We start from the raw sequence: 19,899 nt of genomic DNA on the forward strand, positions 1-19,899 counted from the left end.
ACTTATACTTGACGGCATCCCCATTTCGCTATTTGGATAATCATGACGCTCATTGCTGACATTGTTCTGCTGCTTATCGCGGCGCTCCACCTTTATATCCTGGTATTGGAAATGTTCCTGTGGCGCGCGCCGATCGGCAGGCGAGCATTCGGGACGACGGCGGAGTTCGCCGCAGCCACGCGGGTCTTGGCCGCCAACCAGGGACTGTACAACGGTTTTCTGGCGCTGGGCCTGGTATGGGGCTATTGGCGTGAAGATGTGGCGCTGCAGCTGTTCTTTCTCGGCTGCGTGCTGGCGGCCGGCGTGTTCGGCGGGCTGACCGCCAGCCGCAAGATCCTGTGGGTGCAGGCGTTGCCGGCCGCGATCGCGCTGCTGGCGGTCTGGGGCGCGCGTTAACCCGCCGGTTGGCGGCGGGCGAAAATCAGGCGGATTTTTGATGAATGACGTGCAGCGGCGGATCGATATGCAGATCGACGCTCAGATCCTGGCGGAAATCGTAAGGCGTGATATTAAAACGCTTTCTGAACATGTAGGTGAAGTGGGACTGTGAGCCGAAGCCAAAGTCCAGGGCGATATCGAAAATCGACGCTTCACTGCTGCGCAGTTGATAGACCGCGCCGGCCAGACGGCGTTCACGAATGTATTTGCCCAGCGAAATCCCTGTCGCTTCTTTGAACAGCTTCTGCATGTGCCACAGCGAGTAGCCGGAGTACTCGGCCAGCTCTTCGAGATGGATCACTCGTCCGAGGTGAGTTTCGACCCATTTGCTGAGGGCGCAGACCAATGAGAGATGGTGTTCTTGTATCATCAGTGCGTCAGTGTGAGATCTACATAGCGGTGAAGTATACACAACTTGCCGCCGCGGACAAAAAACGCCGCCGATGACGGGGCATGATTCGGAAAAACCGTTGAACCGCCGCTTGTCAGCCGAAAGGAAAAACGGCTAATCTGAGACTGTCGCCGCCGCGGTGGGTGACGCGGAGCAGACCGCAGCAAGAACCGCCAAAACAGAGTCAGCCGTAACAACTCAACGTTGATGGGGTGATCGCATGTTAATGACAGTGATTATTACTCTGGTTGTAATCGTGGGCGTCGGCGCTTTTATGGCGACGCCGGTGATGAGCATGAAAAATGCGGAAGGTGTGGGAGGTGAAGAACCGTGAGAGCAAGCAGAGATGCACGCCGCTGAGCGGGGTGAGCGCTAATCGGGAAAGCCTGGGCCAGAAACCCGGGCTTTTTGTTGCCTGGCGGCTTAAACGTTTTTACGCTCGACGGTTTCCTCTCCCCAATAAAGCTGGTCGGCGGTGGTTTTGGCAAAAGCCTTTTCCAGCGCTTCATCGCTGCCTTCTTCCCAGATTTTCTGCGCCAACACTTCATCGTTCCCTGCCAGTTCAAAAATAGCTTCGGCAATTTCCACCGAAGTTTCACGCACTGTTGCCCAGGATTTCACATTGTGATTCGCCATAACTATCTCCTGTTGGTTGTGGCTTAGGTTACGGATGTTTTTATCACCGTCATGCTGCAAGTATAGGCTAATCTGCCGCGGGCTTTTGCCCGGCGGTGCGCAGAATGGGGAAAAAGGCGGGGAGGGCGGGCAATGGCGCAGGCGGCATGCTATTCTGTGCGGCGTTTGAATCAAGAGGGAAAGTTATTATGTCTGACATGCTGAGCAACGAGCAGGAATTGGCTTCCGATCTGGTCGCTTGCCAACTGGTCATTAAACAGATTCTGGACGTTATCGACGTGATTGCGCCGACCGAAGTGCGCGACAAGATGGCGGGCCAGCTCAAAAGCATCGATTTCTCCACGCATCCCGCCGGCGCCGATCCGGTGACCCGCAGAGCGATTGACAAGGCGATTGCGCTGATCGAGTTGAAGTTTACCCGCGATTGAGGCGGAGCCGCCGCAGAGCGACGGCGTCGGGCGGTGGCGGTTAATCCACCACCGTTTCGATTTTCTTGAACAGCGGGCAGTCGGTCACGCCGATGAAACCGTTGTCGCCATTGACGTACTGGGCGATCGCCACGTTGCGCGCCGTCAGGTATTTGCACTGCAATCCCAATCCGCCGACGTTCTTGTTGCTGCCGATCAGCACGCCGTAGCCCGAGATCAAAAAGCCGCCGTAAATGACCGCCAATACCAGTACCCACTTAATCAGTCTGCTCATTGCGTTTCCTCGTTATCCCTGAGGGTTCATCTAGCCACGGCGCCAGCGCGAGGGCAAGGGTAACAGTCTGAAAATCGGGCGATAGCCAGAAATCTAAACGACAAGTTAAACTTCGTTTAACTTTGCTGTGATAACATGCGCGATAGACCATCCTGATAACAATGAGGCTGCTAAATTTGTTGCGAAAAAAAATCCTCGTGATAATGACGGCCGTCGCTGCTTGCCTGTTTTTCTACCTGTTGGCGCTGGACAGTTATTGCGACGATGGTGGAAATTTTGCGCTGGGCATCTGTTCGGTGACGCGCTTCGTACCCTGGTAAGCAATTTTTGGCAGGGATGTTCGCCCGGCCGCCGCGAGTGTTAAGATGGCGGCCTGAATTTCGCAGTAGATAGGGTTGTCCATGTACGATTTAGGTTTTGGCCAGAACGGCCTGTTGTCGTTGGCTCTCGCCGCCGTGGCGTTGCTGGTGGGGCTCTGGGTTTGGTTCCTGGTGAACCGCGCCAGCGTGCGCGCCAACGAGCAGATTCGCCTGCTGCAGGAAATTGCCGAGCAGCAACGTCAACAAACGGCGCTGTTGAAGCGTTTGGCGCACAGCGCTCGCGCCGACGGCGGCGATGCTGATGACGACGATCTCAGCCCCGCGCTGGATTTTAAAGGTTTTATCCCCGAACGTTGAACACCTTGCTCCGGCCGGCGCTGCGCCGCCGGGGCGCTTCAGTAAAATACCATGCCCTGATACGGTTTTTCCCGGCATGCCGCCAGGCGGCTGGCCAGATCGCCGGCATGGATCTCCAACTGATGCCCATCAGGATCGAGAAAATAGAGCGACTCGCCCTCGCTGCGATTGCTTTTCCACTCTTCTGCGCCGCTCTGGCGCAGCCGCTCGCTGACCCGTTCAATGTGTTCCGGCGCTACGCTGAAGGCGTAATGGGTGTAATCACGCGCCCGTGGTTGCGTGCGGGCCTCATCCAATGACAGGCACAGCCACAACGCCCCCAACGACAGATAGGCGCCGCCTTGCCAGCGGGCGTGAGGGGTAAACCCCAACAGATGACGGTAAAAATCGAAGCTGCGATCGAGATCGCTGACGGCGAGCGTCAGGTGGTTGAGGCCGGTCAACATGCGTGCGTTTCCTGGGCGCTAAACAGACGAAAAGTGTACGCAGAAGGGGAGAAAAGTTAAAGGGGGCGAAACATTAGTGCAGATAATGTGAAAACCGGCGACGCTGTCATAAAACTGTCTTACAGACATCGTAATGTAGCGCGAACCTTACAAAAGATGGATAAAGCCGATGATTAAATGGTACGAAGAAAGCGATGCCGAAGTGAACCGCAGCATTGCGCTGCTGACCGGGGAGAACCCGGACAAGTGGTATCCCTACGGCGGCGTGAAAGGTAAAGATTACTGCAAGAATCCCTCCGACGCCTGGCCGATCATTTGCGCCAACAAAATCAGTCTGAACCCCGACAACCACAGCGACAGCCCACAGTGGCAGGCGCGAATGAGCACCCAGGGCGGTGAATGGCAGGCCGACAGCGCCAGCCCGCTGCGCGCGGCGATGATCTGTTTTCTGATGAGCCGACAGGCTAACTGATTCGCAAAAATACCGGTGATTGGTAAGAGTTTCTCCTTTTTCTAATAACAGAGCTGTCGTTGGCGGAGGCTGTTTATGAAGCGCATTATCAAAGGTGATAAAAACTTGTCTCATCTGGTGATTGCCCATGCGGCGATCGATCGTCATGCCGAAAGCTTCGGCCAGCGCCGTCAGGGCTGGCCCTCGACCTATCTGATAAAATATCAAAACGATCGCGTGGCGGTGGAAGTGGTTACGCGTCGCCAATCTTATGTCGCCACGCTGATGATCGGCGCGCGCAACCTGACCAAACTGTGCGGTATGCCTGGCTGAACGCCGCCGTTACCCGCTCTCCCTCGGTTAAAAAATCGCGCTCCGGTCTGCCGTCTCGGGGCGCTACTCCTTGATGCTCACGGGGTTAAGTGTTAAAAAGCCGCCCGCAGATACATTTATTGATTGGTGAAATCTTGGCCGATAACGGCAAGGAGGTACGCCATATGAGGATAAGATGGGCGGTCAGCATCAGGATACCCCGCTAAAACGCGGATTAAAAAACAGACACATACAGCTTATTGCCCTCGGGGGCGCCATCGGCACCGGTTTATTTCTCGGCATTGCGCAAACCATTAAAATGGCCGGCCCCGCCGTGCTGTTGGGCTACGCCATCGGCGGTTTTATCGCGTTTTTGATCATGCGCCAGCTGGGCGAAATGGTGGTGGAGGAGCCGGTCGCCGGATCTTTCAGTCACTTTGCCTATAAATATTGGGGTGATTTCGCCGGTTTCCTTTCCGGCTGGAACTACTGGGCGATGTTCATTCTGGTCGGCATGGCGGAATTGACCGCCGTCGGCATCTACATTCAGTACTGGTGGCCAGAGATCCCCACCTGGGCGTCCGCCGCGCTGTTCTTTGTGTTGATCAATCTGATCAACCTGGTGAACGTGCGCCTGTACGGCGAAACCGAGTTTTGGTTCGCCATCATCAAGGTGGTGGCGATTGTCGGCATGATCGTGTTTGGCGCCTGGCTGTTGGCCAGCGGCAACGGTGGGCCACAGGCCAGTGTCACCAACCTGTGGCAGCAGGGCGGCTTTATGCCGCACGGCTTCTCGGGGCTGGTGATGGCGATGGCGGTGATCATGTTCTCGTTCGGCGGGCTGGAGATGGTGGGCATCACCGCGGCGGAAGCCGCCGATCCGCGTCGCAGCATTCCTAAAGCGACCAATCAGGTGGTGTACCGCATTCTGATTTTCTATATCGGTTCGCTGACCGTACTGCTCTCGCTTTATCCGTGGGGGCAAGTGGTGGAGGGCGGCAGCCCGTTCGTGCTGATCTTCCATGCGCTGAACAGCAATCTGGTGGCGACGGTGCTCAACGTGGTGGTGCTGACCGCCGCATTGTCGGTCTACAACAGCGGCGTTTACGCCAACAGCCGCATGTTGTTCGGGCTGGCCAGCCAGGGCAATGCGCCGAAAGCGCTGACGCGCGTCAACAAGCGCGGCGTGCCGGTGCTGTCCATCGCGCTGTCGGCGCTGATTACCTCGATCGGCGTGTTGATCAACTATCTGATGCCCGGCAAGGCGTTTGAGCTGCTGATGGCGCTGGTGGTGTCCACCCTGGTGATCAACTGGGTGATGATCTGCCTGGCGCACCTGAAATTCCGTGCGGCGAAGAACCGTCAGGGCGTCATTCCGAGCTTTAAGGCGCTGTGGTATCCGTTCGGCAACTATCTGTGCCTGGCGTTCCTCGGCCTGATTTTGGTGATTATGTATTTCAGCGAAGGGATCCGCATTTCGGTGCTGTTGATGCCGGTGTGGGTTGCAGTGCTGTGGGGCGGATTCATGCTGACGCGCCGCAAAGGCGCCAAGCGTTAATCTGCGCGCGGAGGCGTATTGCGCCTCCGCGCTCTTCTCGTCAGCTGCGCGGCATAAAGGCGCGCCCCTCACCGTCACCCCGTCCCAGCAGTTTCCGGCACAGCAGCAGCAGGGTGCTGATGACGTCGATGGTCACCACGCTGAGCATCAGCAGGGTCAGCATGAAGAACCCGAGCAGCGAACCGCCAAGCAGCACCAGCGGTGCAGGCACGCGCACGCGGCGCAGCTTCATGGCGAAATACATTTTCCAGTATTGCTTCTGCGCCAGCAGCGCGCTGCGAATACGGCGCCCCAGGCCTGCGCCTGATTTGCGGGATGTCGAACGACTCATAACTTCTCCTTTTCTGTATGCCCTACAAGTCAATCACAAAGTTCTTAAGAGAGTCTTAACGGGCTCTTGGCGGCCCTGGCTGTCTCACCGAAGTGAGACAACAGCATACGGCAAAAGCTCCCTCAATGCAGCGCACGGCTGACGAAGTGCGAGCTTCATCGGGTTTGTTACACTGAAAGTCATGCCCGTGCAGGGCGCTGAGGGTCGGGAGAAGACGCTGGATGAAAAGAATCAACCGTTATTACGACGCGGCCAAGGCGCATCACACGCCGGAGGGATTTCGCAACCCGGAACCTTCGCGGCGTCAGGAGGGGGATCTTCAACGTTGGCAAGATGAGCGCAAGCGCCAGGGGTTGCCCAAGCCGCCGCAGCAGGGCTACGCGCAATTTACCGAACGCTGGTGGCAGCCGGCCGATCTCAGCGGCAGTGGCGACAGCGTCTGGTGGTTGGGGCATGCCTCGATGCTGCTGCGGTTGAGCGGGCGCTATATCCTGATCGATCCGGTGTTGTCCCAACGCGCATCGCCGCTGAGCTTTTACGGCCCGAAGCGCAGAACGCCGCCGCCGCTGACGGTGGAGCAACTGCCGGCGGTGGATGCGGTGCTGATCTCCCATAACCATTATGACCACCTTGACAGGCGCACGGTGCGGCAATTGGCGCGGCGTTTCCCTCAGGCCGAGTTCATCGTGCCGCTCGGCTTGAAGCGCTGGTTCCGCCGTTATCGGCTGAAGGTGCATGAGCTGGACTGGTGGCAGAGTCTGCCGTTGGGCGAGCTGACGGTCTACGCCACGCCGGCGCGGCACTGGAGCATGCGCACGCTGTGGGATCGCAATCGCTCGCTGTGGTGCGGCTGGGTGATCCACCATCCGGCGCTACGGTTTTATTTTTCCGGTGACAGCGGCTATTCGGAACGGTTGGCGGAGATCGGTCAACTGCTGGGGCCGTTCGACGTGGCGGCGCTGCCCATCGGCGCCTATGCGCCGCGCTGGTTTATGCAGGAGCAGCATATGGATCCGCAGCAGTCGGTGACGCTGTACCGTCAACTGAATCAGCCGCGCGCCATTCCCATTCATTGGGGGGTGTTCGAATTGGCGGATGAATCGCTGGACGAGCCGCCGCAGCAGTTGAACCTGGCGTTGAGTGAAGCGGGGCTGGAGCAGCATCAATTCCATCCGCTGAAGATTGGCGAGCGCATCGCGTTGCAGGGCTCACCGTCTGCGTTACCTCATCACCCGGCGGCGCTGCGGGATGAATAAAACCAACGGTTTGAAAGCGCGGCTGTAATTAGCCGAATTGATAAGCGCGGGTGGTGATTCAAATAACCCCCTTGTTTTCAGGATTTAATTCAACGTTGAACTTTCGTTATTGATAAGACTATTCCGGCTATTGAGGTTAATGATATTCGGATTATTTATGATGAACCCACCGGCAAGCGGGAGAGGTGTCGGCACTTTGCATGTTTATGCATCCGTTGTGCAGGGCGGATGCGTCACCGCTGGCCCGTGCGCCGTGCTCGCCCGCGCCGTTTGGCGGCAGGGCTGAAAGCCGATGATGAATGGGCTTTCCGGCGGTAAATGGTCGGAGGAGCGATGAATAAATTGGCCCCCGTTCATCGATATTCAAATGTTGCATATCAAATTCCATAAAGATTCAAATTTTTTAACGCTATAAGCGGCAAAAAAGCGGAAATGACGAGACAGATAGGCGTCAATACGATGAAAGTTTTGTTAAAACGCCAGCAGAATGCGGGGTCTGGCGCAGTGATTTTGGCAAGCAGAAAATAGCCGATGCTTCAACATCTTTTGGCCTATTTAAGCAAATGTGGCTCTCGACCGTTTCAAATATGTGCGACATGTCGTTCAGTGATTAAAAATGGCTTGCCATCGCATACAGAGTATGTGATAACGCATCTGGGTAAAACGAGGTACAGTTCTGTATATGTGTGGCATTTTCAGTAAAGAAGTTCTGAGTAAAGACGTTAGCGTTGAATACCGCTTCTCTGCCGATCCTTATCTTAGTGCCTCAAGCAGTAACGACTCTAGTTTGTCTATGTAACGCCTACGGGCGGTTTAAACAATCCAAAGGAAATACTCAAGATGGCAAAGATCAAAGGTCAAGTTAAGTGGTTCAACGAGTCTAAAGGTTTCGGTTTCATCACCCCGGCTGACGGCAGCAAAGACGTGTTCGTACACTTCTCTGCAATCCAGGGTAACGGCTTCAAAACCCTGGCTGAAGGCCAGAACGTTGAGTTCGAAATCCAAGATGGCCAGAAAGGCCCATCTGCAGTAAACGTTACTGCTATCTAATCAGCGTCAGCTGTACAAAAAGCCCGCCTTCGCGCGGGCTTTTTCGTTTCCGTCATTCGGCGACGATGACGATGCCGGCGTACTGGTTGCGGCCTTTAATGCCCGGATGCGTCGGATCCTGCGCGCGCCGATGGCTGTTGCGGCGATAGCTGGTGTATTTGAAGCGCTGCGGCCGCTGCGGATCGACGTCCGGCGTGCAGATAGTGCAACTGCCTGAGCGGTCAACGGCGGCGAAGCCGAGTGCCGTCAGCTTGTATTCGGCGATCGCGGCCAGATCCAGATGCCGATAGTGCGGGCTGATCAGCGTAGCGGGCAGCGGCAGACGCTGTTTAAAGTTTTCCACCAGCGCTTCGTCAACTTCGTAACAGCACGGGCCGGCGGCGGGACCGATGGAGGCCACCCAATCGGCGGTGTCGCCGTCCTGGCGAATGCGGGCCGCCATCTGTTCCAGAATACCGTCCAGCAACCCGCGCCAGCCGGCGTGCACCGCCGCGATGGCGCCGCCGTCACGACGGCTGAACAGCACCGGCAGGCAATCCGCCGTCAGCACGCTGAGCAGAATGCCGGGCTGGCGCGTGTAGAAGCCATCGGCCTCACCGCACGTCTGCGCCGGTTGCAGCACATCGACGATGCGGGTGCCATGCACCTGCTTCTTTTCCGGCAATGTGCCGCTGTAGGGCAGCAGATGCCCCGGCAGCAGCGCGAGTTTGCTGCCGAAGCCGTGCTGAATGTGGGGCACCGCATCGAGCAGCGCGGAATGATCGCTCATAAATTATTTTCACCTGCGTGAGAAAACAGACTCTCAGTGTAGCCAGCTTTTTCCCCGCTTGGCCAGGTGTTGTTGGCGATGAAAGCGAGCGGGGATGCGCCTTGCATCAAACCGGCGCCTTCTTTAGACTAGCCGCGCCCTGTCTCTCTGGAAGCCCATTCATGTCTTATCAATGTCCCCTGTGTCATCAGCCGCTGCATTTTTCGTCTCAACAATGGCGTTGCGACAGCAATCATCAGTTCGATCAGGCCAAAGAGGGCTACGTCAATCTGCTGCCGGTACAGCACAAGCGATCGAAACAGCCGGGAGACAGCGCGGAAATGATGCAGGCGCGGCGCGCGTTTCTCGACGGTGGGTATTATCAGCCGCTGCAAGCGCAGGTGGCCGAGTGGCTGGATGTGGCGCTGGCGGCCGATGCTGGCGCGTTATTGGACATAGGCTGTGGGGAAGGGTATTACACCGCCGCCGTGGCCTCACGGCTGGCCCAGGGGCGCAATATGGCGGTCTACGGGTTGGACGTCGCGAAGGTGGCGATCCGCTATGCCGCCAAACGTTATCCGGCGGTCTCGTTCTGCGTCGCCTCCAGCCACCGCTTGCCGTTCGCCGACGGGGCGCTGGATGCGGTCTTGCGCATCTACGCCCCTTGCAAGGCGCAGGAGCTGGCGCGGGTGGTGAAGCCGGGCGGCGTGGTAGTGACGGTTTCGCCGGGCCCGCGTCATCTGTACCAGCTGAAAGAGCGGGTGTACCAGCAGGTGCAGCTGCATGCCGAACAGGACGAACAGTTCGATGGGTTCGACTGCGAGCGCAAAGAGGCGCTGGCCTATACGATGACCTTGCCGGGCGCGCAGGCCGCCAACCTGCTGCAGATGACGCCGTTCGCCTGGCGCGCCACGCCGGAAGTGCAACAGCGGTTGGCCGAGGGCGGGGAGTTTGTGTGCGAGACGGATTTCGTCCTGGCGCTGTACCGACGTCGCGCTTAAAAGGCGCGCGTCCAGAAACAAAAAAACCTGCCGCGGCAGGTTTTTTTTGCAGTTCGGTCGCCTCAGGCCAGGTAGCCGAGGTGTTCCAGCAGGATGTTGACGCCGATACCTATCAGCACCACGCCGCCGAGGATCTCGGCGCGTTTGCCGAGCAGCGGGCCGATAAAGCGGCCGATCATCATGCCCAGCGTCGCCATGATCATGGTGGCGCAGCCGATGGCCATCGCGGTGTGCACGATATTCACCTGCAGGAAGGCCAGGCCGACGCCGATCGCCATGGCGTCGAGGCTGGTGGCGATGGCGGTGGCGACCAATAACCAGAAACCATGGCGTTTGACCTTCTCTTCTTCGTCGGGCCTGTTGCGCCCCCCTTCGACGATCATGCGCATGCCGAGAATGAACAGCAGCGAGAAGGCGACCCAGTGGTCCCATTCCATGATGTATTGGCTGGCGAACAGGCCGATGGCCCAACCGATGAGCGGGGTGATCGCTTCCACCACGCCGAAGATCAGGCCGGTGCGGATCGCTTCGCGAAAACGGGGTTGATGCAGGCTGGCGCCTTTGCCAATTGAAGCGGCGAAAGCATCCATGGACATGCCGAAAGCGAGAATAAGCGTTGCTGAAAGGTTCATGTGAAATAGCCTCGGCCGGGTGGCTCCATATACACGTAACCCACCCCCAACCAAACGACGGAGTTACGTGTCTATGGTCTCGCCAACCTTACCTGGCTGCCCGCACCACGTTTCATACGGCGAAACGAGTATGTTGATACGGGCGTTTCTGGTTTTTATTCTCCAGAAACCGGCTACTCCCCAATGACGGCGCAACCATACCATATTATTTCAGCCATCGACAACCTTATTCTTTGGCTATATTGGCTCTTAATTGAGACTCGTTTTCATTAATCTGAGTTCATGCGGGAATATAATGTAGCCGGGGGTAACAATGTTGCGGAAATAATAGTCAGAAAGGAAATGGCGCTGCCGATTAATTGTCCACAAGCAGCGCGGGGTTTGAGCGATAACGGAATGGATTTATTTTTATTTATTGATTATCAACGAAAAAGTGATAAATCTTCTCCAGGTCGTCCAGGTGAGTTACCTGAACCAACAGCCGGCGCTGTTCCAGGTCGATGGCCAGAATGCCATCCTCCGATAAATTCATGGCTTTAATGCGGTTATATTCGACAAACACATTGGCGAAGAAAAAACCGTGCGCTTTAAACACCATCTTGGGCGAGCGAATATAAGCGATATAGATGGCGAGCAGCGCCAAAGAAATAAGCAGGTAAGTGGTTAATGCCGCGCCGTTGGTGGTGACGTTGCGGTAAATCAGAATGGCGATCAGGCCGACGAAAATCAGGCTGTCGAGCCGGTTGCGGCGTTTGAGCGGCACTTTGAGCCGCGTTTTGCCTTTCAGCAGATCCATGCCGAATTCGTCATACAGCGAATACAGCAACAGCAGGGTGATGAACAGCATCAGTACGGCGTCGGTCAGTGACATCTCTTGCTCCACACATAAAAAAGCCGGGGGTTGCCCCCCGGCCGTTTCGAACGATTACAGGCCCAGCAGGCCAATCCAATAGCCAAAGATACCGATGACGAAGAAGCCGATGATAATCCACAGCGCGTTGACTTTCTTGCGCAGCAGCCACATGCAGGCGAAGGTCAGCAGCAACGGCACCAGGCCCGGCATCAGCTGGTCGAGGATAGTCTGCACCGTGGTGACGTTGGTATGCCCGGTCTGGTCGGTTATCTTGGACACCACCAGCGGGATATTCACGTGCGTCCACTTGTTGACCAGCGCCCCCATCACAAACAGGCCGAGAATGGACGCTCCTTCCGTCAGTTTTTGCAGGAAGCCGCCGCCCATGTCGTTGACGATATCCACCCCTTTACGGTAACCGTAGGCCACGCCGTAGTAGCGGGTCAGCAGGCGCACCAGGTTGAACAGCACGAAGAACAGGATCGGTCCGAGCAGGCTGCCGCTCATGGCGATGCCGGCGCCGAGCGCGGCGAACACCGGCCGCACGGTGCCCCAGAAGATCGGGTCACCGACGCCTGCCAACGGCCCCATCAAACCGACCTTGATGCCGTTGATCGCGCCGTCGTCGATCGGCGCGCCGTTGGCGCGTTGCTCTTCCATCGCCATGGTCACGCCGAGCACCGGCGCCGCCACGTAAGGGTGCGTGTTGAAGAATTCGAGATGGCGTTTGATCGCCTGTTTGCGATCGTCATTGTTTTCCGGATACAGGCGACGGATCACCGGCACCATCGAGAAGCAAAAACCCAGCGCCTGCATGCGTTCGAAGTTCCATGACCCCTGGAACAGGTTAGAGCGCAGGAATACGCCGCGAATGTCGGCCGGCGTGAGTTTCTTTTGAGCAGTTGTATCAACCATTTCTCTCACCTATTCCTAGTCGAGTTCGTTATCGAGATCGTTCGCGTTAGCCGGGCCGGCCTGGACAACCTGAGATTTGTTGTATTTCGGGCTGAGCTGGATATACAGCACGGCCATCACCACGCCGATGACGCCGAGCGCCACCAGGTTGAAGTTGGTGAAGGCGGCGGTAACGAAACCGAGATAGAAGAACGGCATCAGGTAGCCGGCGCGCATCATGTTAATCACCATTGCGTAACCGACCACGACGATCATGCCGCCGGCGATGTTCAGGCCGCTGGTGACCACTTCCGGGATCGAGTTGAGCAGGGCGTGTACCCCGGCGGTGCCGACCGAAATGGCGACGATGACCGCAGGGATGGCGATACGCATCGCCTGCAGCAGCAGGGCGCCGATATGGATCCAGGTGATGGCGCGCAGGCTGCCGCGCTCCGCAGCGCTGTCCGCCGCGTGCTGGAAGGCCACGGTGAGGGTACGCACGATGATGGTCAGCACCTGGCCGGCCGCCGCCAGCGGAATGGCCAGCGCGATACCGGCGCCGACGCTCTGCCCACCGGCGATGACCAGAATGGTCGAGATGATGGACGCCAGGGCGGCATCCGGCGCGACCGCCGCACCGATGTTCATCCAGCCGAGGGCGATCATTTCCAGCGTACCGCCGATGATGATGCCGGTTTTCATGTCGCCGAGGATGAAGCCGATCAGGGTACAGGCGACCAGCGGGCGGTGGAACTGGAACTCGTCGAGGACGGAACCCATCCCGGCGATACAGGCAACGATAAATATCAGCACAATCTGAAGAGTGGTGATCTCCATTGCACTTCTCCTATGACCAAAAAAGCTCTGAGTAAAATAATCAGCGGCTGGCGCCACTAATTGAGTTTGTTAATCAGGTCCATCATTTTTAGCCGGCTGTCGGACGAGACCTTACGCACCTCCAGCTCGATACCGCGGTCGTTCAGCTTCTTAAACGCTTCGATATCTTTTTCATCGACGGAAACGGCGTTGTTCACCTGGGTTTTCCCCTGACGGAACGCCATGCCGCCGATATTGACGGATGTAATCTCCACGCCGCCTTCCACCAGACGCCAAACGTCGGTCGGGTTGGTGAATAACAGCATCACGCGATCGTTGGCGTATTTCGGGTTGTTCCAGACGCGGATGGCCTTCGCCACGTCCACCACGTGAGCGGTGACGCCCGGCGGGGCAACCTGGGTCAACAAGGTCTTGCGCACATGGTCGGCGGCGACCTCATCGCTGACGACGATGATGCGGCTGACGTTGGTCTCTTTGGTCCAGCGGGTGGCGACCTGGCCGTGGATTAAGCGATCGTCGATACGCGCCAGGCCGATTTTCATGTGATCGTTCGGCCCCAACGGCGCTTGAGGAGCAGCGGCTTTCGGGGCGGGTGCTGCGGGTTTTGCGGGTTCTTCCTGCGGTTTTTTCAGCGCTTTCACGCCTTCTCGGCCGGTTTCCAACGCCAGCGCCACCAGTTCATCGAAAGCGGGGTTATCGTCCCGCGCCATGAAGGTTTCCACCAGCATCGGGATGTTGACCCCGGTGACGACCTCATAGTTGTCTTTATCGACCGCAATGCGGCTGGCGGCGTTGAACGGGCTACCGCCCCAGGTATCCACCAGGAACAGCACGCCGCCGCTGGTATCCAATCCACTGATTTTTTCGTTGTACTTGACGATTAACGTTTCGGCATTCTCACCGGGAACGAAGTCTATAAAGGCGACGTTGTCCTGCTCGCCCAATAGCATCTCCGCCGTTTTCAGCAGTTGTTCCGCTGCAGCCCCGTGTGTGCCGATGATAATAGCTATTGCCACTCGCTACCTCCTCGTTGAACTCCAGGCACGGTGTGTATCGTTCTTCCGTGCCGTCTTGGCAGTCACTTCCGCGGTTCAGATACATTATGGTAGAAAAAAAGAAACGCACGCCTAACATTTCTCACGCAGTTTCAAATGCCTGTGCGCGATACTTCACGAACGCGTCATTTATTTTAGTGAGTGAAAAAATATTTTTTGTGACGCTGCTCCGCTATTGAATGCTCGGATAAATCTTAACGGTCGTGGGCGAGATGACAGGGCGCAACCTTAAACCGCCTTTGAAAAAGCCGCTTTGTCCGCCAGAAAAATCCTGATACAGTAATTTCCTCTTTCATCACTAAGGAGTGAAGGGCCTCAGCCCTCCCTATGGACTGTCACCGAAGTTACTGTTTTTCCAGGTTTCACCCGCCACCTGCTGGCGTTACATATGCTGTTCGGCCGCTCGGCCACCACCCGGTAATCCCATCCCGTCACCTTGCTATTGTCGACTGCGCCCATGCAGCGGCGGCATCGTCACGTCTGAGCCTCCTGCGCTCGTTCCCACTTTTCTCTGGAGTCTGATATGGAATTTTTAATGGACCCCTCTATCTGGGCGGGGTTGCTTACGCTGGTGGTGCTGGAAATCGTGCTGGGCATCGACAACCTGGTGTTCATTGCCATTTTGGCCGACAAGCTGCCGCCGAAGCAGCGTGATAAAGCGCGCATCATCGGCCTGTCGCTGGCACTGCTGATGCGTTTGGGCCTGTTGTCGGTGATCTCCTGGATGGTTACGCTGACCACGCCGCTGTTCAGCGTCGGCGATTTCAGCTTCTCGGGCCGCGATCTTATCCTGCTGTTCGGCGGGGTGTTCCTGCTGTTCAAGGCCACCATGGAGCTGCATGAACGGCTGGAAGGGCAGACGCACCAGGACGGCGCCAACCGCGGTTACGCCAAGTTCTGGGCGGTGGTGGTGCAGATCGTCATCCTCGACGCGGTGTTCTCGCTCGATGCGGTGATTACCGCAGTGGGCATGGTGAACGATCTGCCGGTGATGATGGCGGCGGTGGTGATCGCGATGGCGGTGATGCTGTTGGCGTCCAAACCGTTGACTAACTTCGTTAACGCGCACCCGACCATTGTGGTGCTGTGCCTGAGCTTCCTGTTGATGATCGGCCTGAGCCTGATCGCCGAAGGCTTCGGCTTGCATATTCCTAAAGGTTATCTGTACGCCGCGATCGGCTTCTCGATCCTGATTGAATTGTTCAACCAGATCGCGCGTCGCAACTTCATCAAGCATCAGGCGCGTCGCCCGATGCGCGAGCGCACCGCGGAAGCGATCATGCGCCTGATGGGGCAGCAGCGCGCGCAGCAGACGGACGATGCGGTCGCCTTGCCGCGGGATGAAACCTTTGCGGAGGAAGAGCGTTATATGATCAGCGGCGTGCTGACGCTGGCCTCGCGCTCATTGCGCAGCGTGATGACGCCGCGCACCGAGATTTCCTGGGTCGATTGCGAGCGCTCTCGTGAAGAGGTGCGCGAACAGCTGCTGGACACGCCGCACAGTCTGTTCCCGGTGTGCCGCGATTCGGTGGATGAGATTGTCGGCGTGGTGCGCGCCAAGGATCTGCTGGTGGCGCTGGAGCAGGGTGAAGATATCGCCGAGTTCGCCGCCCGCACGCCGCCGATCGTGGTGCCGGAAACCATGGACGTCATCAAGCTGTTGGCGGTGCTGCGTCGCGCCAAAGGGCGTCTGGTGGTGGTCACCAACGAGTTCGGCGTCGTGCAAGGGCTGGTGACGCCGCTGGACGTGCTGGAAGCGATTGCCGGTGAATTCCCGGACGAAGATGAAACCCCGGACATTGTGGCGGAAGGCGACGGCTGGCTGGTGAAGGGCGGGACCGACCTGCACTCGCTGGAACAGGCGCTGGCCTGCGATGACCTGGTGAGCCCAACCGCGGACTACGCCACCCTGGCGGGGCTGCTGTTGGCCCACTACGGCCAGATGCCGGTGGTGGGGGATACTATCGAGCTGAACTACCTGCGTTTCGATATCGTCGACGTCTCCGAATACCGCATCGAACTGGTGCGTGTCACCCGCGTCGTCTTTGACGAGCCGACGCAGTCGTAACCCGTTCGCCGGAGGCTCAGGCCTCCGGCGGATCCTCTTGCGCATGTCTGACGCGCGATTCGTACTGCTGCAACCACAGCGGGAAAACGTGGATCGGCATCGGTTTGGCGAAATAATACCCCTGCAGGGCATTGACCTCGCGTGAGCGCAGATAGTCAGCCTGTTCCGCCGTTTCTACCCCTTCAGCCACCAACTTCAGCTTCAGCCGCTGCGCCAGCGTAATGATGGTGTCGGTCACCGTGGCGTTTACCGCGTCGGTGCCGATGGCCGCGGTAAACCCGCGGTCGATCTTCAACACGTCCGGGCTGAGGTTTTTCAGGTAGCTCAGCGAACTGTGGCCGGTGCCGAAATCGTCGATGGCCAGCATGATACCCATGTCTTTCAGCGTCCGGATCTGGTCATGCTGGATGGCCGACAGCGCGGTGCGCTCGGTCAGCTCCAGCATCAGTGACGGCATTGGGTGCGCCGGCAGCCAAATCTGGCGGATATCGTCGATGATGTTGAGCGTTTTAAAATGTTCGGCCGCGACGTTGATGCTGATGTAGAACGACGGCCGCGGCGGGAACAGCTGCAGATTTTCCGTCACGGTGTTCATCAGATAGCGGGTCAGCGGAATGATCAGCTCATGCTGCTCGGCCAGCGGGATAAACACGTCGGGCGAGATCCACCCCTGCCGTTTCTTTTTCCAACGCAGCAGCATCTCGACGCCGGCGCAGCGGCCGGTATCGCTGTGAATGATCGGTTGGCAGTAAACGCGGAACTCCCGGTGGGTAATGGCATGACCGATGTGATAAGACAGGCTCATACGGTTAGCGGTGAGCAGGTAGACCACGTAGGCCGCCAGCAGGCTGATCAACAGCGCCAGAGGAATATGGCGCGGCAGTGCGGAAAACGCCAGCATGCCGACCTGCGGGCCGAACAGCGAAATCGAGAACGGGTACCGCTCGGAACCGGCGGTGTAACGCAGGTCGTTGGTCAGGGTGTCGCGGCGCAGGATTTCACGGCGTCCGTATTCCAGGCTGCTGTCGGCTACGTTCAGCACCATTCGCTGAACATAAGGCTCCTGCGGTTCGAGTAAAAAGTTCGATAACAGCTCGATATTGAAGACGTGCAGAACGCCGCTGGTTCTATCGCCGGGGGAGGGTGTCCACATCACCAACGTGGGCAGTCCTTTGCTCACCGCCAACGAAGGGCGCAGCGCCAGCTTGACGTTGCTGTTGACGAAAATCGGCAGCACGGCGGCCAACTGATAATGACGGGCGCCAAACAGGCTGGAGCAGTAGATGACGCCATTTTTTACCAGCAGCATGGCGCGCAGCGCCTGATTTTGCGCAGCGCGAAAGCGTAGGGTCGATGAGACGTTCTCGCAGGGTTGTTCCAGCATGTCCATACTGCGTTCCGCCTGCAGCTGTGCGGGGGACAGCAGCTGGTCAATCTTGCCGACGGTGCGGGTGGCCAACGTTTGCTGGCTCTGCTCGATGCTTTTGACCTCTTGATAGTAACGGGTATACAGCGATACCAACAGAATAGCCGCGCCCACCGCTCCGGCCAGCAGCCAACGGTAGTAACGATATTGGGACGCGGCGAGGTGGGTCATCAACATCCGGTAAATCCTTGTTCGGTAATCCAGCTCCGAGTCACGGTCAGGCCATAGATCCTTAAGTTACGCTCGGCTAATTCTAGCCTGAGGTTATACAAGATTGATGGTAACTCAGTAAATTATTTCGATTTGGCAAAACAGAAGGTCAATTTGCAGGCTAACCGCCGGATCGATGAGAAAAATGCAGGATTTTTTCTGGTGACATTGTCACAAAAACGCTCAATGAATTGATTACCCATAAAAAACCCCGCCGGATGGCGGGGTTGTCGGTCAGTCGCATTGCACCTTGATAGCCAGGCCGCCGCGTGATGTTTCTCGATACTTGGCGTTCATGTCTTTGCCGGTTTCATACATGGTCTCGATCACCTTATCCAGCGAAACGCGCGGTTCGCTGGTGCGGCGCAGGGCCATGCGGGCGGCATTGATCGCCTTGACCGAGGCGATGGCGTTGCGCTCAATGCACGGCACCTGCACCTGGCCGGCGACCGGATCGCAGGTCAGACCCAGGTTGTGTTCCATGCCGATTTCCGCCGCCACGCACACCTGCTCAGGGCTGCCGCCCAGCAGTTCGGCCAGGCCGGCCGCCGCCATGGAGCAGGCCACGCCGACTTCACCCTGACAGCCGACTTCGGCGCCGGAAATGGAGGCGTTCATCTTGTACAGCGCGCCGATGGCGCCCGCCGCCATAAAGTAGCGGATATAGATGTCCGGGCTGACGGACTCGATGAAGTGATCGTAGTAAGCCAGCACGGCAGGCACGATGCCGCAGGCGCCGTTGGTCGGCGCGGTGACGACGCGGCCGCCGGCGGCGTTTTCTTCGTTAACCGCCAGCGCGAACATGTTGACCCAGTCGATCACGTTCATCGGATCGTTGGACAGTTTATCCGACGCCACCAGCATGCGGCGCAGCGCGGAGGCACGGCGCGGCACGCGCAGCGGGCCCGGCAGCACGCCTTCGGTGTTCAGACCGCGATCGATGCAGGCGCGCATGGTTTGCCAGACGTTACCGAAGTAGGTGTCGATCTCTTGCTTGCTGTGCAGCGCCAGTTCGTTCTGCATCACCATGCCGGACAGCGACAGCCCGGTATCGCGACAGTGGTCGAGCATTTCGCGCGCGGAATTGAACGGATAAGGCATTTGCAGTTCTTGCTCGGCGGCCTTGCCGAAGTTCTCTTCATCGACGATGAAGCCGCCGCCGATAGAATAATAGGTCTTGCTGTACACTTCTTTATCGCCGGCGAAGGCGTGGACCTGCATACCGTTTTCGTGCAGCGGCAGGTTGTCGCTGCGGAAGACCATGCCGCCGTCGCGCGGGAAATCGACTTCATGCAGGCCGTTGGCCAGCATCAGGCGTTGACGTTGTTCTACATCGCGAATAAAACCCGGAATGCTATCGATATCGACGGTGTCCGGCATGTTGCCGGCCAGGCCGAGAATGATAGCGATATCGGTATGGTGACCTTTGCCGGTCAATGAGAGTGAGCCGTAAACGTCTACGGCAACACGCGTGATAGAAGGCATCAGGCCTTTATTTACCAGATCGTCGACAAACTGTTTGCCGGCTTTCATCGGTCCAACCGTATGAGAGCTGGACGGGCCGATGCCGATCTTAAACATGTCGAAAACGCTAATCACGCTAAAACTCCTTAAAGAGACGTATTGTTATGGCTGCGGCGGTTAAAAACCGCGCAGGGAACAGCGATATTGTAAAAGGGCCGTGCGGGTTCGGCTGCCTTTTTCGCATGAAATTAAATAATCCGTGGTGTCGCTTTTTTTACTGATTGCCCGGGGCGAACCCTTGTGCGGGGCATCCGCTTTCGCCCAAGCTTCATTAACGGTAATCGCGCCAGCTTTCCTTGCTGAACGCCGCCGGCTTAATCCCTGTTTCTACAGTGGTTTATCTCGGACGGTGGTATTTTACAGGTATTTCGTAAGGTTTAAGAGAGGGTTTACAGTTTTTTTA

Annotated in this window: 25 protein-coding genes and 1 riboswitch; of the genes, 12 read left to right on the forward strand and 13 right to left on the reverse strand. The window is 57.6% G+C overall.

Annotated features, from left to right (window positions below; all coding sequences use genetic code 11):
• Positions 1 to 42: 42 nt before the first annotated feature.
• Positions 43 to 396, forward strand: coding sequence for a DUF1304 domain-containing protein (locus J0X03_RS09700; protein ID WP_160204362.1), 354 nt, complete (start codon positions 43 to 45; stop codon positions 394 to 396).
• 25 nt (positions 397 to 421) lie between these two features.
• Here the strand turns inward: J0X03_RS09700 and J0X03_RS09705 are convergent, their stop codons facing one another.
• A complete protein-coding gene (locus J0X03_RS09705; RefSeq protein WP_004927697.1) occupies positions 422 to 808 on the reverse strand; it encodes a helix-turn-helix domain-containing protein in 387 nt (128 codons plus the stop codon).
• 444 nt (positions 809 to 1,252) lie between these two features.
• Positions 1,253 to 1,465 carry a YccJ family protein gene (locus J0X03_RS09710; protein WP_004927694.1) on the reverse strand — a complete coding sequence of 71 codons (213 nt, stop codon included), beginning with the start codon at positions 1,463 to 1,465 and terminating at the stop codon, positions 1,253 to 1,255.
• Positions 1,466 to 1,653: 188 nt separating this feature from the next.
• Between J0X03_RS09710 and J0X03_RS09715 the strand changes: the two genes are divergently transcribed.
• On the forward strand, positions 1,654 to 1,893 hold the full coding sequence (locus tag J0X03_RS09715) for a DUF2766 family protein (RefSeq protein ID WP_033643399.1): 240 nt from the start codon (positions 1,654 to 1,656) through the stop codon (positions 1,891 to 1,893).
• A gap of 40 nt (positions 1,894 to 1,933) precedes the next feature.
• On the opposite strand, the gene J0X03_RS09720 is transcribed toward J0X03_RS09715, so the two are convergent.
• The gene (locus J0X03_RS09720) at positions 1,934 to 2,167 is read right to left on the reverse strand and encodes a YobH family protein (RefSeq protein ID WP_033643398.1); all 234 of its coding nucleotides are present in this window, start codon (positions 2,165 to 2,167) and stop codon (positions 1,934 to 1,936) included.
• A 203-nt stretch (positions 2,168 to 2,370) separates the two neighbouring features.
• Between J0X03_RS09720 and mgrB the strand changes: the two genes are divergently transcribed.
• Both mgrB and J0X03_RS09730 read left to right on the forward strand, forming a co-directional pair.
• Entirely contained in the window at positions 2,371 to 2,487 is a 117-nt protein-coding gene (gene mgrB, locus J0X03_RS09725; RefSeq protein WP_019452853.1) for a PhoP/PhoQ regulatory lipoprotein MgrB, read from the forward strand.
• 81 nt (positions 2,488 to 2,568) lie between these two features.
• Positions 2,569 to 2,844 (forward strand): YebO family protein, encoded by a 276-nt coding sequence (locus tag J0X03_RS09730; RefSeq protein WP_033643394.1) that lies wholly within the window; start codon positions 2,569 to 2,571, stop codon positions 2,842 to 2,844.
• Positions 2,845 to 2,882: 38 nt separating this feature from the next.
• Here the strand turns inward: J0X03_RS09730 and fos are convergent, their stop codons facing one another.
• Complete coding sequence (gene fos, locus J0X03_RS09735; protein WP_033643393.1) at positions 2,883 to 3,290, reverse strand: fosfomycin resistance glutathione transferase; 408 nt, start codon at positions 3,288 to 3,290, stop codon at positions 2,883 to 2,885.
• 169 nt (positions 3,291 to 3,459) lie between these two features.
• On the opposite strand from fos, the gene J0X03_RS09740 reads away from it, so the two are divergent.
• The 3 genes from J0X03_RS09740 to J0X03_RS09750 all read left to right on the forward strand — a co-directional run bounded on the left by J0X03_RS09740 (position 3,460) and on the right by J0X03_RS09750 (position 5,611).
• Positions 3,460 to 3,762, forward strand: a complete 303-nt coding sequence (locus tag J0X03_RS09740; RefSeq protein WP_033643391.1) for a phage protein NinX family protein — start codon at positions 3,460 to 3,462, stop codon at positions 3,760 to 3,762.
• A 75-nt stretch (positions 3,763 to 3,837) separates the two neighbouring features.
• Entirely contained in the window at positions 3,838 to 4,074 is a 237-nt protein-coding gene (locus tag J0X03_RS09745; protein WP_025303167.1) for a DUF4060 family protein, read from the forward strand.
• 175 nt (positions 4,075 to 4,249) lie between these two features.
• Positions 4,250 to 5,611 (forward strand): amino acid permease, encoded by a 1,362-nt coding sequence (locus J0X03_RS09750; protein ID WP_089194867.1) that lies wholly within the window; start codon positions 4,250 to 4,252, stop codon positions 5,609 to 5,611.
• A 40-nt stretch (positions 5,612 to 5,651) separates the two neighbouring features.
• Here J0X03_RS09750 and J0X03_RS09755 read toward each other — a convergent pair whose 3' ends face one another.
• Positions 5,652 to 5,942, reverse strand: coding sequence for a hypothetical protein (locus J0X03_RS09755; protein ID WP_033643389.1), 291 nt, complete (start codon positions 5,940 to 5,942; stop codon positions 5,652 to 5,654).
• Between the two features lie 221 nt (positions 5,943 to 6,163).
• Here J0X03_RS09755 and J0X03_RS09760 point away from each other — a divergent pair, with 221 nt between their 5' ends.
• The 3 genes from J0X03_RS09760 (at position 6,164) to cspE (ending at position 8,248) form a co-directional block, all read left to right on the forward strand.
• Positions 6,164 to 7,198 carry an MBL fold metallo-hydrolase gene (locus J0X03_RS09760; RefSeq protein WP_160204361.1) on the forward strand — a complete coding sequence of 345 codons (1,035 nt, stop codon included), beginning with the start codon at positions 6,164 to 6,166 and terminating at the stop codon, positions 7,196 to 7,198.
• Between the two features lie 682 nt (positions 7,199 to 7,880).
• A complete protein-coding gene (locus J0X03_RS09765) occupies positions 7,881 to 7,997 on the forward strand; it encodes a DUF2627 domain-containing protein (protein ID WP_002211058.1) in 117 nt (38 codons plus the stop codon).
• A 41-nt stretch (positions 7,998 to 8,038) separates the two neighbouring features.
• Positions 8,039 to 8,248: a transcription antiterminator/RNA stability regulator CspE gene (gene cspE / locus J0X03_RS09770; RefSeq protein ID WP_002221949.1), complete on the forward strand. Its 210-nt coding sequence runs from the start codon at positions 8,039 to 8,041 to the stop codon at positions 8,246 to 8,248.
• 52 nt (positions 8,249 to 8,300) lie between these two features.
• On the opposite strand, the gene pgeF is transcribed toward cspE, so the two are convergent.
• Positions 8,301 to 9,017 carry a peptidoglycan editing factor PgeF gene (gene pgeF / locus J0X03_RS09775; RefSeq protein ID WP_069100974.1) on the reverse strand — a complete coding sequence of 239 codons (717 nt, stop codon included), beginning with the start codon at positions 9,015 to 9,017 and terminating at the stop codon, positions 8,301 to 8,303.
• Between the two features lie 161 nt (positions 9,018 to 9,178).
• Between pgeF and rlmA the strand changes: the two genes are divergently transcribed.
• Complete coding sequence (gene rlmA, locus J0X03_RS09780; RefSeq protein ID WP_033643386.1) at positions 9,179 to 9,997, forward strand: 23S rRNA (guanine(745)-N(1))-methyltransferase; 819 nt, start codon at positions 9,179 to 9,181, stop codon at positions 9,995 to 9,997.
• A 62-nt stretch (positions 9,998 to 10,059) separates the two neighbouring features.
• Here rlmA and mntP read toward each other — a convergent pair whose 3' ends face one another.
• The 5 genes from mntP to manX all read right to left on the reverse strand — a co-directional run bounded on the left by mntP (position 10,060) and on the right by manX (position 14,229).
• Positions 10,060 to 10,629 carry a manganese efflux pump MntP gene (mntP, locus tag J0X03_RS09785; RefSeq protein ID WP_206975699.1) on the reverse strand — a complete coding sequence of 190 codons (570 nt, stop codon included), beginning with the start codon at positions 10,627 to 10,629 and terminating at the stop codon, positions 10,060 to 10,062.
• A gap of 11 nt (positions 10,630 to 10,640) precedes the next feature.
• Positions 10,641 to 10,823: riboswitch (yybP-ykoY riboswitch) on the reverse strand.
• A 218-nt stretch (positions 10,824 to 11,041) separates the two neighbouring features.
• A complete protein-coding gene (locus J0X03_RS09790) occupies positions 11,042 to 11,500 on the reverse strand; it encodes a DUF986 family protein (RefSeq protein WP_046687256.1) in 459 nt (152 codons plus the stop codon).
• A gap of 54 nt (positions 11,501 to 11,554) precedes the next feature.
• Positions 11,555 to 12,397: a PTS mannose transporter subunit IID gene (locus J0X03_RS09795; RefSeq protein WP_033634889.1), complete on the reverse strand. Its 843-nt coding sequence runs from the start codon at positions 12,395 to 12,397 to the stop codon at positions 11,555 to 11,557.
• Positions 12,398 to 12,412: 15 nt separating this feature from the next.
• Positions 12,413 to 13,213, reverse strand: a complete 801-nt coding sequence (locus J0X03_RS09800) for a PTS mannose/fructose/sorbose transporter subunit IIC (RefSeq protein ID WP_033634888.1) — start codon at positions 13,211 to 13,213, stop codon at positions 12,413 to 12,415.
• A 56-nt stretch (positions 13,214 to 13,269) separates the two neighbouring features.
• Positions 13,270 to 14,229 (reverse strand): PTS mannose transporter subunit IIAB, encoded by a 960-nt coding sequence (gene manX, locus J0X03_RS09805; RefSeq protein WP_042784756.1) that lies wholly within the window; start codon positions 14,227 to 14,229, stop codon positions 13,270 to 13,272.
• A gap of 562 nt (positions 14,230 to 14,791) precedes the next feature.
• Between manX and J0X03_RS09810 the strand changes: the two genes are divergently transcribed.
• Complete coding sequence (locus J0X03_RS09810) at positions 14,792 to 16,336, forward strand: TerC family protein (protein ID WP_160204360.1); 1,545 nt, start codon at positions 14,792 to 14,794, stop codon at positions 16,334 to 16,336.
• A 16-nt stretch (positions 16,337 to 16,352) separates the two neighbouring features.
• Here the strand turns inward: J0X03_RS09810 and J0X03_RS09815 are convergent, their stop codons facing one another.
• Together J0X03_RS09815 and sdaA are read right to left on the reverse strand one after the other, a co-directional pair.
• Positions 16,353 to 17,939, reverse strand: a complete 1,587-nt coding sequence (locus tag J0X03_RS09815; protein WP_033643382.1) for an EAL domain-containing protein — start codon at positions 17,937 to 17,939, stop codon at positions 16,353 to 16,355.
• Between the two features lie 267 nt (positions 17,940 to 18,206).
• A complete protein-coding gene (gene sdaA / locus J0X03_RS09820; RefSeq protein WP_033650934.1) occupies positions 18,207 to 19,571 on the reverse strand; it encodes an L-serine ammonia-lyase in 1,365 nt (454 codons plus the stop codon).
• Positions 19,572 to 19,899: the final 328 nt, after the last annotated feature.

The organism is Serratia ureilytica (assembly GCF_017309605.1).
Lineage (GTDB): Bacteria > Pseudomonadota > Gammaproteobacteria > Enterobacterales > Enterobacteriaceae > Serratia > Serratia ureilytica.

Bases quoted from the DNA above. Each gene is read 5' to 3' on its own strand.
- J0X03_RS09700 (WP_160204362.1), top strand. From the start codon at position 43: ATGACGCTCATTGCTGACATTGTTCTGCTGCTTATCGCGGCGCTCCAC.
- J0X03_RS09705 (WP_004927697.1), bottom strand. From the start codon at position 808: ATGATACAAGAACACCATCTCTCATTGGTCTGCGCCCTCAGCAAATGG.
- J0X03_RS09710 (WP_004927694.1), bottom strand. From the start codon at position 1,465: ATGGCGAATCACAATGTGAAATCCTGGGCAACAGTGCGTGAAACTTCG.
- J0X03_RS09715 (WP_033643399.1), top strand. From the start codon at position 1,654: ATGTCTGACATGCTGAGCAACGAGCAGGAATTGGCTTCCGATCTGGTC.
- J0X03_RS09720 (WP_033643398.1), bottom strand. From the start codon at position 2,167: ATGAGCAGACTGATTAAGTGGGTACTGGTATTGGCGGTCATTTACGGC.
- mgrB (WP_019452853.1), top strand. From the start codon at position 2,371: ATGACGGCCGTCGCTGCTTGCCTGTTTTTCTACCTGTTGGCGCTGGAC.
- J0X03_RS09730 (WP_033643394.1), top strand. From the start codon at position 2,569: ATGTACGATTTAGGTTTTGGCCAGAACGGCCTGTTGTCGTTGGCTCTC.
- fos (WP_033643393.1), bottom strand. From the start codon at position 3,290: ATGTTGACCGGCCTCAACCACCTGACGCTCGCCGTCAGCGATCTCGAT.
- J0X03_RS09740 (WP_033643391.1), top strand. From the start codon at position 3,460: ATGATTAAATGGTACGAAGAAAGCGATGCCGAAGTGAACCGCAGCATT.
- J0X03_RS09745 (WP_025303167.1), top strand. From the start codon at position 3,838: ATGAAGCGCATTATCAAAGGTGATAAAAACTTGTCTCATCTGGTGATT.
- J0X03_RS09750 (WP_089194867.1), top strand. From the start codon at position 4,250: ATGGGCGGTCAGCATCAGGATACCCCGCTAAAACGCGGATTAAAAAAC.
- J0X03_RS09755 (WP_033643389.1), bottom strand. From the start codon at position 5,942: ATGAGTCGTTCGACATCCCGCAAATCAGGCGCAGGCCTGGGGCGCCGT.
- J0X03_RS09760 (WP_160204361.1), top strand. From the start codon at position 6,164: ATGAAAAGAATCAACCGTTATTACGACGCGGCCAAGGCGCATCACACG.
- J0X03_RS09765 (WP_002211058.1), top strand. From the start codon at position 7,881: ATGTGTGGCATTTTCAGTAAAGAAGTTCTGAGTAAAGACGTTAGCGTT.
- cspE (WP_002221949.1), top strand. From the start codon at position 8,039: ATGGCAAAGATCAAAGGTCAAGTTAAGTGGTTCAACGAGTCTAAAGGT.
- pgeF (WP_069100974.1), bottom strand. From the start codon at position 9,017: ATGAGCGATCATTCCGCGCTGCTCGATGCGGTGCCCCACATTCAGCAC.
- rlmA (WP_033643386.1), top strand. From the start codon at position 9,179: ATGTCTTATCAATGTCCCCTGTGTCATCAGCCGCTGCATTTTTCGTCT.
- mntP (WP_206975699.1), bottom strand. From the start codon at position 10,629: ATGAACCTTTCAGCAACGCTTATTCTCGCTTTCGGCATGTCCATGGAT.
- J0X03_RS09790 (WP_046687256.1), bottom strand. From the start codon at position 11,500: ATGTCACTGACCGACGCCGTACTGATGCTGTTCATCACCCTGCTGTTG.
- J0X03_RS09795 (WP_033634889.1), bottom strand. From the start codon at position 12,397: ATGGTTGATACAACTGCTCAAAAGAAACTCACGCCGGCCGACATTCGC.
- J0X03_RS09800 (WP_033634888.1), bottom strand. From the start codon at position 13,213: ATGGAGATCACCACTCTTCAGATTGTGCTGATATTTATCGTTGCCTGT.
- J0X03_RS09810 (WP_160204360.1), top strand. From the start codon at position 14,792: ATGGAATTTTTAATGGACCCCTCTATCTGGGCGGGGTTGCTTACGCTG.
- J0X03_RS09815 (WP_033643382.1), bottom strand. From the start codon at position 17,939: ATGTTGATGACCCACCTCGCCGCGTCCCAATATCGTTACTACCGTTGG.